Origin of the sequence: Vreelandella stevensii S18214 (assembly GCF_000275725.1) — a bacterium.
In the GTDB taxonomy this organism is placed as follows: Bacteria; Pseudomonadota; Gammaproteobacteria; order Pseudomonadales; family Halomonadaceae; genus Vreelandella; species Vreelandella stevensii.
The window spans coordinates 122,640-131,094 of record NZ_AJTS01000044.1 but is presented as its reverse complement, the minus strand read 5'-3'; the positions used below and the strand labels follow the sequence as shown (position 1 = coordinate 131,094).

The following is an 8,455-nucleotide window of genomic DNA, read 5'->3' as shown; positions in this document are numbered from 1 at the left end:
GGCCGCCACGCTTGGCGCCCTGACCTACTTCAATCTGGCAGGCAGTCACGCCGGGCAGCAGGCCGAAGGGCCAGGCAGTTTCTATGTGACGCTGCTGGATACCCTGTACTCGCTCACGGCAGATGACCTGCCTGCACTACCTCACTCGGAGACCCTACATGTCGGTTGATCTTACGCTCTATCTGGTCACGGATGCTCAGCTATGCGCCTCCACGGGCCTGGAACGTACCGTGGAAGCCGCCGTGGCAGGAGGCGTCACGCTGGTCCAGCTACGCGACAAGCAGGCCAGCGACGAAGCCATGATTGCCCAGGCCAAGCGTCTCAAGGAAGTGCTGGCAGGTAGCGGAGTGCCGCTGATCATCAATGATCGGCTGAACGTGGCGCACGCCAGCGGTGCCGACGGCTTGCACGTTGGCCAGAGCGATACGGACGTGGTGCAGGCCCGCCAGGTACTGGGCGAGCAGGCGATCATCGGGCTCTCCATCAATACCCTGGAGCAGTTGCAGCGTGCCCCCGTGGCGCTGCTGGATTACGTGGGGCTGGGGCCGGTGTTTGCCACCGGGAGCAAGCAGGACCACGCGCAGCCCATCGGTTTTACCGGGCTGGCCCAACTGGCCAGTGCCTGCCCGCTGCCCAGCGTGGCCATCGGCGGCTTGAAAGCCGAGCACGTCGCCCAGGTGAAAGCCGCCGGTGCCCACGGGCTCGCGGTGATCTCGGCCATTTGCGGCCATCCTGACCCACGTCAGGCGGCCCAGGCGTTCTTCAGGTCATGACCCAGTTCGACCAACTGACAGCCTTCGTCAAGGTGGCCGAGTTAGGCAGTTACACGCGGGCGGCGGAGGCCCTGGACCTCTCGCGCACCTTGCTATCGCGCCGGGTCATGGCGCTCGAGGAATCGCTGGGCGCGCGGCTGATACAGCGCACCACCCGGCGGCTGCACCTGACGGAAGCAGGCGAGCGCTATCTGGCCCGCGCCCAGGCGATCCTGCTGGCTCTGGAGGAGGCTGCCAATGAAGTGGGTAGCGGCCTTCAAAGCGTGAGCGGACGACTGCGCATCAACGGGCCCATGAGCTTTGGCACTCGCTACCTGGCTCCCGAGGTGGCTCGCTTCATGCGGGATCATCCCCACCTGGAGGTGCGTCTGGACCTCAATGACCGCCGTGTAGACCTGCTCGAAGAGGGATACGACCTGGCCATTCGCATTGGCAGCCTGCCGGATTCCAGCCTGGTGGCCAAGCGTCTGGCACGCTGCCAGATGGTGTTCTGCGCCTCTCCTGACTACCTGGCGCAGCACGGCACTCCCACCCGCCTGGAGGCGCTGGCCGACCATCGTTGCCTACGCTATCGCAGCGGCCAGAACAGCGGCGACTGGCGCGTGGGACAGCAGTGGTTGAGTGTCGACGGACCGCTGGAAAGCAATAACGGCGATATGCTGACCCATGCCGCGGAAGCCGGGCTAGGCATCGCCCATCAGCCCAGCTTCCTGGTGACCGAAAGCATCGCTCAGGGCCGCCTGGTACCGCTATTGCAGGAGATACCTCCCACGTACCTGGACATCCACGCGCTCTATCCTGCCCGGCAGTTTTTGCCTGCCAAAGTGGCACGCCTGATCGACCAGTTGACGGTTGCCTGGGGCGACCCACCCGCCTGGGAGAAGGCGCTGGGATTGTCGCGCCCAGCGCAACAGTGAAGTGTCAAAAGCGGGGATTATCCAGACAGGCAGTCGTCGTAAAGTGGCGTCATCGCATCCAGAGGGGATGCCGACGACCACGAGAGAACACCATGACGACGACACTGACAACCCAAGCATCACACCTGCATGCCACTGCCCTGCTGCGCATCAGCCTGGGCATCATGACCCTGGCCCACGGGCTGTTGAAAGTATTCGTGTTCACCCTGCCTGGAACGGTCGGCTATTTTGAGTCGCTGGGCCTGCCAGGCTTTCTGGCCTACCTGACCATTGCGGCGGAAGTCGGCGGAGGCTTGGCCTTGCTGCTGGGTATCTATACCCGCTGGGTCAGCCTTGCCCTGGTACCGGTTTTGCTGGGAGCCGCCTGGGTACATATCGGTAACGGCTGGCTCTTCTCCAACCCGGGCGGCGGCTGGGAATTCCCGGTATTCTGGGCCATTGCACTGGTCGTGCAAGCCGGCCTTGGCAGCGGCAGCCTGGTCGTTGCACGCCGCTTCGCGTGAGCCACTGGCCTGCTGGCGCGCCTACGCTGGCAGGCCGCACATCGAGGTGCCTTATGTTACCTAGCCTGTTTATCTCTCACGGCTCGCCCATGCTGGCGCTGACCCCCACGCCCGCTCACCAGTTCCTGCGTGAGCTGGGCCAGACGCTTCGCCCCAAGGCCATCGTCGTGGTCTCTGCCCATTGGGAAACGCCGGAGCTGCTCATCAGTCAGAGCGCTCACCCCGAGACCCTCCACGATTTTGGCGGTTTTCCGGCAGCGTTGTTCGCCGTGCAGTACCCGGCACCGGGGGACCCAGCCCTGGCCGCAACGCTGGGCAAAACGCTCGGTGCCAGACTCGTGGAGCGCGGCATGGACCACGGCGCTTGGGTGCCACTTTCCCTGATGTACCCCGAGGCCAGGCTACCGGTCGTGTCGTTGTCGCTTCCCAGCCGGTGGAGCAACGCGGCGCTGATGGAGTTGGGCCAGCGGCTTGCCCACCTGCGCAGCGAAGGTATTCTGGTCGTGGGCTCCGGCAGCCTGACCCATAACCTGCATGCGCTACTGCCCCAGGGCAGCCAGGCACCAGGCTGGGTGGATGCCTTTGCCGATTGGGCACACACCCAACTGGAAAAAGACGCGCGGGAGGCGCTGCTGACATGGCAAACGGCTCCCCATGCCCAGCGTAACCATCCCACGCCGGAGCACTTCCAACCGTTACTGGTCGCCATGGGAGCCGGGGGTCAGGGCCAGCGGCTGCACCATAGCGTCGAGCACGGCGTGCTGGCGATGGATGTCTACGCGTTCAACTGACGGCCACGCCCAGATGGCTGGCTTGGGCGGAGGTGCGGGAGGGAGCGGTAGGAAGATCCCGCATCAGCAGGGCAAACTCCCACTGCTCCGGGGCGATGGGCGCGCCAGGTAGCGCTATGCGGACACGATGCCCTGAGCCGGGTGCGGCAGCCTGAGACTCACCGCGCCCGTTTTCCATCTGCTTCAGCACGAAACGACGATTGCCGCCGGGCAGCATCAGCTCCATGGCATCGCCCACTTCGAAGCGGTTCTTGACCTCGACGTCCAGCAGGCTGCCCGTGGCATCGACGCCGATGATGTCGCCCACGAACTGCTGGTGCACGCCAACGGAGTGGCCGCGCTCGTAGTTCTGAAACTCATCGTGCACATGGCGGCGGTAAAAGCCCTCGGTATAGCCCCGGTTGGCCAGGTTTTCCAACTGATCCATCAAGCCCATGTCGAAAGGGCGGCCTGCCACGGCATCGTCAATGGCCTGACGATACACCTGCGCAGTACGCGCCACGTAGTAGTGGGACTTGGTACGCCCTTCGATCTTCAGTGACGCCACACCCAGGCGCGCCAAGCGTGCCACATGCTGCACGGCGCGCAGGTCCTTGGAGTTGAACAGGTAAGTGCCGTGCTCGTCTTCGTAGATGGGCATCCGCTTGCCCGGCCGGGAGACATCTTCGATCAACGCGGCCCGCTCGGTGTCCGCCGCCACGGGTATCAGGTCGCCGGTGGCATCCTGGGTGGCGTCCAGCGTCTTGTATTGCCAGCGGCAGGCGTTGGTGCAGGTGCCCTGGTTCGGGTCACGGCGATTGACGTACCCCGAGAGCAGGCAGCGCCCTGAATATGCGATGCACAGCGCACCGTGAACGAACGTCTCGATCTCGATATCCGGGCATTCGGTGCGGATCTCGGCCACCTCTTCCAGCGACAGCTCCCGAGAAAGAATGATGCGCTGGATCCCCTGCCGCTGCCAGAACTTGACCGCGGCCCAGTTCACCACGTTGGCCTGCACCGACAGGTGGATGACTTGTTCCGGCCAGCGCTCACGGATCATCATGATCAGCCCGGGGTCGGACATGATCAGAGCGTCCGGCCCAGCCTCGATCACCGGCTCCATATCCCGCAGATAGGTCGTGAGCTTGCTGTTGTGCGCAGCGATGTTGGAGGCCACGTAGAACTGCTTGCCTCTGGCATGGGCATACTCGATGCCCCGGTGCAGCGTCGCCACCTTGAAGTCGTTATTGCGCACCCGTAGCGAGTAGCGCGGCTGCCCGGCGTAGACCGCATCGGCCCCGTAGGCAAACGCGTAGCGCATGTTGTGAAACGTGCCCGCAGGCGAGAGAAGTTCGGGAGCTTGCATAACCGTCACCGTTGTTTGAACGGGCGGCATTATAGCCAGCGCACCTCGCCGGTTGCGGCCCGTCGGCCGGTTTGCTGACCTGGGTCAATTCCCGGTGCATGTCAAGCCGTGGGGCGACGTTTCAGGGTGGTGCGACGGTCGTGATAGGCAATGGCCAGACCGCTACACATGATCAGCGCGCTGCCTACCCAGACCCAAACGTCCGGCAGCTCCCCCCAGAACCACCACCCCAACAACACGGCCCACAGCATGGCGGTATAATCGAAGGGCGCCGCAATGGCGGCGGGCGCATGGCGAAAGGCCAGGGTGATGAACGCCGTGGCTCCCACCCCCAACACTCCGGAGGCAGCAAAGCCCAGCCAGTGCCAGGGATGGGGCGTTTGCCATACCCAGGGCAGGCTGAGGCCCGTCAGTACCAGCGGCACGGCCGTCATGTAGAACACCATGGCCCACAGGTGCTCGTTGGCGCCATAGCGCCGCGCGGTGACCATCATCAGCGCGTAGAACACCGCCGCGCCCAGCACCACCATGGCCCCCAGTTGAAAGGCATCACCGCCTGGCCGCACCACGATCAGCACCCCGACAAAGCCAAGCAGCGAAGCGGCCAGCACTGGCGGGTCGATACGCTCACCCAGTAACGGCACCGACAGCAGCGTCACGAACAGCGGGGCCACAAAGGCAATCGCCGTGGCTTCCGCCAGCGGCAGCAGGGTCAACCCCCAGACGAAGCACACCATGGTGGCGGTATAAATGAGCCCGCGCAGCAGGTGCACGCCCGGGCGACGCGTACGCAATTTGCGCAGCCCACCACCAAAATGGGCCAGCAGGGCGATCAGCGGTAGCGACACCAGCGTTCTGAAAAAAATGATTTGCAGCGGCGAGTGTACCTCACCCAACCATTTCGATACCGCGTCTCCCAAGGCCAGAAACAGTACGCCTGCACACATGCAGAGAATGCCTTTCAGGGAAGATGTCATGGCGTTCCTCCTGTGGTCGCATAAAACAAAACGCCCCGCCAATGCTGCACTGGCGGGGCGTTGGCGTGCCGGGTGGCGTCAAAGGCTGGCGTTCACCACCATGCAGTCCATGCCCTGGGCCTGCAGTGACTGACAGGCCTGACGGGCACGCATTTCGTCCAGCGCCACGACGCGTGCTCGGAACACCGTCGAGCGCCCCTCCAGCGTATCGATGGCGACCTGCCCCCCCACCTCACTGGGCAGCCGCTGGGCAGCCTGTTGGGCCAGCTGTTCCGCCTGATGGGCCTGACTGAAGGCACCCACCTGGATGCCCCAGTTACCGCCTCCGGAGGCCGGTGCCGATCCCATCGAGGCAAAGCCACGCTCCTGCTCGATCAAGGCCAGCAGCGGGTCACCCTGCGGAGAAGGTGTAGGCGCCATGGTTTGTGACCACTGGGCCTCCACGGCCGCCGCCGTGACCGGGGCGCTGGTGTCGATATGCGCCATCATCGGCCGCGATGGGGGCTCGGGAGGAGGCGAGATCGCCTGCTGTGAGCCCCCAAAGCCCATGTACTCCTGCGAGAAGCTGGTGTTGGCAATCCAGGTCTGGTGGTCGCGTAGCGCTGCGCGCTCGAAACTGCGATCCAGCAGGCTGGCCATGTGCGTATCCCTGGAGGCGGCGGTGAAACCGCCCATCACCACCGCCACCATGCGTCGGCCGTTATGTACGGCAGTGGTCGCGACATTGAACCCGGAGGCACGGATGAAACCGGTCTTCAGGCCGTCGGCGCCGGGATAGTCACGTACCAGGCGGTTGTGGCTAGTGTGGCGAGTGCCACGATGGGTGAACTCCTGCAGCCCAAAGTAGTGGTAGTACTGGGGAAAGTCCTGTATCACACGCACCGACAGGGTCAGCATATCCCGCGCTGTGGTGACCTGCTGGTCATCCGGCAACCCCGAGGCATTGCGGAAAGTCGTCCTGCTCATGCCCAGCTCACGGGCTCTTTCCGTCATCAGGTGGGCAAAGCGCTGCTCACTGCCCCCCAGAGCCTCGGCCACCACTACGGCCACGTCGTTGGCAGAGCGTACCGCCAGGGCGCGCATGGCGGTGTCCACGCTGATGGTGCTGCCGGCTGACAACCACAGCTTGCTGGCGGGCATGGCCGCCGCCTGAGCCGACACCGGCAGCGCCTGATCGAGCCGCAAGTCCCCTCTCTCCAGCGCTTCGAAGGTGAGGTACATGGTCATCATCTTGGTCAGTGAGGCGGGGTAGCGCGCTTCGTCGGCGTTCTCAGAATAGAGGACTTCACCATGTTCCAGATCGACGACGATGCCCGCATAGCGTGGGTTGGCCTGCGCTTTGGTGATACTGCCGATCACCAGTAGACCGAGCATCAACAGCCATACCGTTGCCGCTGTCCGTGAATACCTTGCCTCTGCTGCCATACCTGCCCCTTGATGAATGTACATCACTGCTAAACGTCACTCGCGCCTGCTACCCTGGCACACACTTACTGATGACCTAGCACCGCCCTTGAATGGCCATGCTCAGCCGAATAAGACTAGCATGGCCTGCCGACAAATGGATGTGCCCGAGGGCTTATATATAGATTAATCCCGGCCCGACAGGCAATCTGTTCATATCCCGTAGACATAAAAACATGGACACAAAAAAACCGCCCGATGAGGGGCGGTTTTCATTGTGCCTTGGAAGGGGCGCTACGCTTACTCTGCAGCGGCTTCTTCCTGGGCTACCGGGCGGTCTACCAGTTCAACGTAGGCCATGGGGGCGTTGTCGCCGGTGCGGAAACCGCACTTGAGAATACGGATGTAACCACCCGGACGCTCGGCGTAACGCGGACCCAGCTCGTTGAACAGTTTGCCGACGGCTTCTTTGGAGCGCGTACGAGCAAACGCCAGACGGCGGTTTGCAACGCTATCCTGCTTTGCCAAGGTGATCAGCGGCTCGATAACGCGACGCAGTTCCTTGGCCTTGGGCAGGGTTGTCTTGATGACTTCATGTTCGACCAGCGAGACAGACATGTTCTTGAACATGGCCTGACGGTGCGAGCTGGTACGATTCAGATGACGACCACTCTTACGATGACGCATGGTTGTGATTCCTTACCAAACTGGGACTCAAGTCGACGCTTACGCGGAGGCCTTGTCGTCCTTCAGGCTAGCGGGTGGCCAATTTTCCAGCCGCATACCGAGGGACAAGCCGCGCGCTGCCAATACATCCTTGATTTCATTCAAGGACTTCTTACCGAGGTTCGGGGTCTTCAACAGCTCCACTTCCGTGCGCTGGATCAGATCACCGATGTAGTAGATATTCTCGGCTTTCAGGCAGTTGGCGCTGCGAACGGTCAACTCGAGATCGTCTACGGGGCGCAATAGGATCGGATCAACGTGATCCTCTTCCTCTTCGACTTCCTGCTCTTTGTCAGCTTCCAGGTCGACGAAGGCGGCCAGCTGCTCTTGCAGAATGGTCGCACTGCGACGGATAGCCTCTTCCGGATCCAGTGTACCGTCGGTTTCCAGGTCGATAATCAGCTTATCGAGGTCGGTACGCTGCTCGACACGAGCGGCTTCGACCGAGTAGGAAACACGGCGAACAGGGCTGAAGGTGGCATCCAGCTGCAGGCGGCCAATAGCACGGGTCTCTTCATCAGAGCCACGAGCGTCAGCCGGTTCGTAACCACGACCCAGCGCTACCTTAAGCTGAATTTTCAGCTCGGCACCTTCATTGACGTGTGCAATGACGTGGTCCGGGTTGACGATTTCGACGCTATGATCAAGCGCAATGTCGCCAGCGGTGACGACGGCTGGGCCCTGCTTGTTCAGCGAGAGCACCGCCTCATCGCGGCTGTGCATCTTGATCGCAACATCTTTCAAGTTCAGGAGGATTTCGATGACATCTTCCTGCACCCCTTCGAGTGCACTGTATTCGTGCTCTACACCGGCGATTTCAGCCTCTACCACGGCAGCGCCGGGCATGGATGAAAGCAGAATGCGACGAAGTGCATTCCCCAGGGTGTGACCAAAGCCGCGCTCGAACGGTTCGAGAACGATTTTGGCATGATGTGCGCTGATCTCTTCGACCTTGATGTCGCGGGGGCGAAGAAACTCTGTCACTGAACGCTGCATATGAACACCTTTCAGGCTGC

9 protein-coding genes are annotated in these 8,455 nt (G+C 62.5%); 4 read left to right on the top strand and 5 right to left on the bottom strand.

Features of this window, described 5'->3' with window-relative positions; all coding sequences use genetic code 11:
• Positions 1-158: 158 nt before the first annotated feature.
• The 4 genes from thiE (at position 159) to HSS18214_RS0113430 (ending at position 2,984) form a co-directional block, all read left to right on the top strand.
• Positions 159-773 carry a thiamine phosphate synthase gene (gene thiE / locus HSS18214_RS0113445; protein WP_016915798.1) on the top strand — a complete coding sequence of 205 codons (615 nt, stop codon included), beginning with the start codon at positions 159-161 and terminating at the stop codon, positions 771-773.
• Positions 770-1,690, top strand: coding sequence for a LysR family transcriptional regulator (locus tag HSS18214_RS0113440; RefSeq protein WP_016915797.1), 921 nt, complete (start codon positions 770-772; stop codon positions 1,688-1,690). The genes thiE and HSS18214_RS0113440 overlap by 4 nt, the downstream gene beginning before the upstream one ends.
• 92 nt (positions 1,691-1,782) lie before the next feature.
• On the top strand, positions 1,783-2,193 hold the full coding sequence (locus HSS18214_RS0113435; RefSeq protein WP_016915796.1) for a DoxX family protein: 411 nt from the start codon (positions 1,783-1,785) through the stop codon (positions 2,191-2,193).
• 53 nt (positions 2,194-2,246) lie between these two features.
• Positions 2,247-2,984, top strand: coding sequence for a DODA-type extradiol aromatic ring-opening family dioxygenase (locus HSS18214_RS0113430; RefSeq protein ID WP_016915795.1), 738 nt, complete (start codon positions 2,247-2,249; stop codon positions 2,982-2,984).
• On the opposite strand, the gene trhP is transcribed toward HSS18214_RS0113430, so the two are convergent.
• The 5 genes from trhP to HSS18214_RS0113405 all read right to left on the bottom strand — a co-directional run bounded on the left by trhP (position 2,977) and on the right by HSS18214_RS0113405 (position 8,435).
• Positions 2,977-4,332: a prephenate-dependent tRNA uridine(34) hydroxylase TrhP gene (gene trhP, locus HSS18214_RS0113425; protein WP_016915794.1), complete on the bottom strand. Its 1,356-nt coding sequence runs from the start codon at positions 4,330-4,332 to the stop codon at positions 2,977-2,979. The two genes, HSS18214_RS0113430 and trhP, sit on opposite strands and share 8 nt — an antisense overlap.
• 101 nt (positions 4,333-4,433) lie before the next feature.
• A complete protein-coding gene (locus HSS18214_RS0113420) occupies positions 4,434-5,309 on the bottom strand; it encodes a DMT family transporter (RefSeq protein WP_016915793.1) in 876 nt (291 codons plus the stop codon).
• 78 nt (positions 5,310-5,387) lie between these two features.
• Positions 5,388-6,683, bottom strand: coding sequence for a D-alanyl-D-alanine carboxypeptidase family protein (locus HSS18214_RS0113415; protein ID WP_016915792.1), 1,296 nt, complete (start codon positions 6,681-6,683; stop codon positions 5,388-5,390).
• 330 nt (positions 6,684-7,013) lie between these two features.
• Positions 7,014-7,400, bottom strand: a complete 387-nt coding sequence (gene rplQ / locus HSS18214_RS0113410) for a 50S ribosomal protein L17 (RefSeq protein WP_016915791.1) — start codon at positions 7,398-7,400, stop codon at positions 7,014-7,016.
• Positions 7,401-7,439: 39 nt separating this feature from the next.
• Complete coding sequence (locus HSS18214_RS0113405; protein WP_016915790.1) at positions 7,440-8,435, bottom strand: DNA-directed RNA polymerase subunit alpha; 996 nt, start codon at positions 8,433-8,435, stop codon at positions 7,440-7,442.
• Between the last annotated feature and the right edge of the window lie 20 nt (positions 8,436-8,455).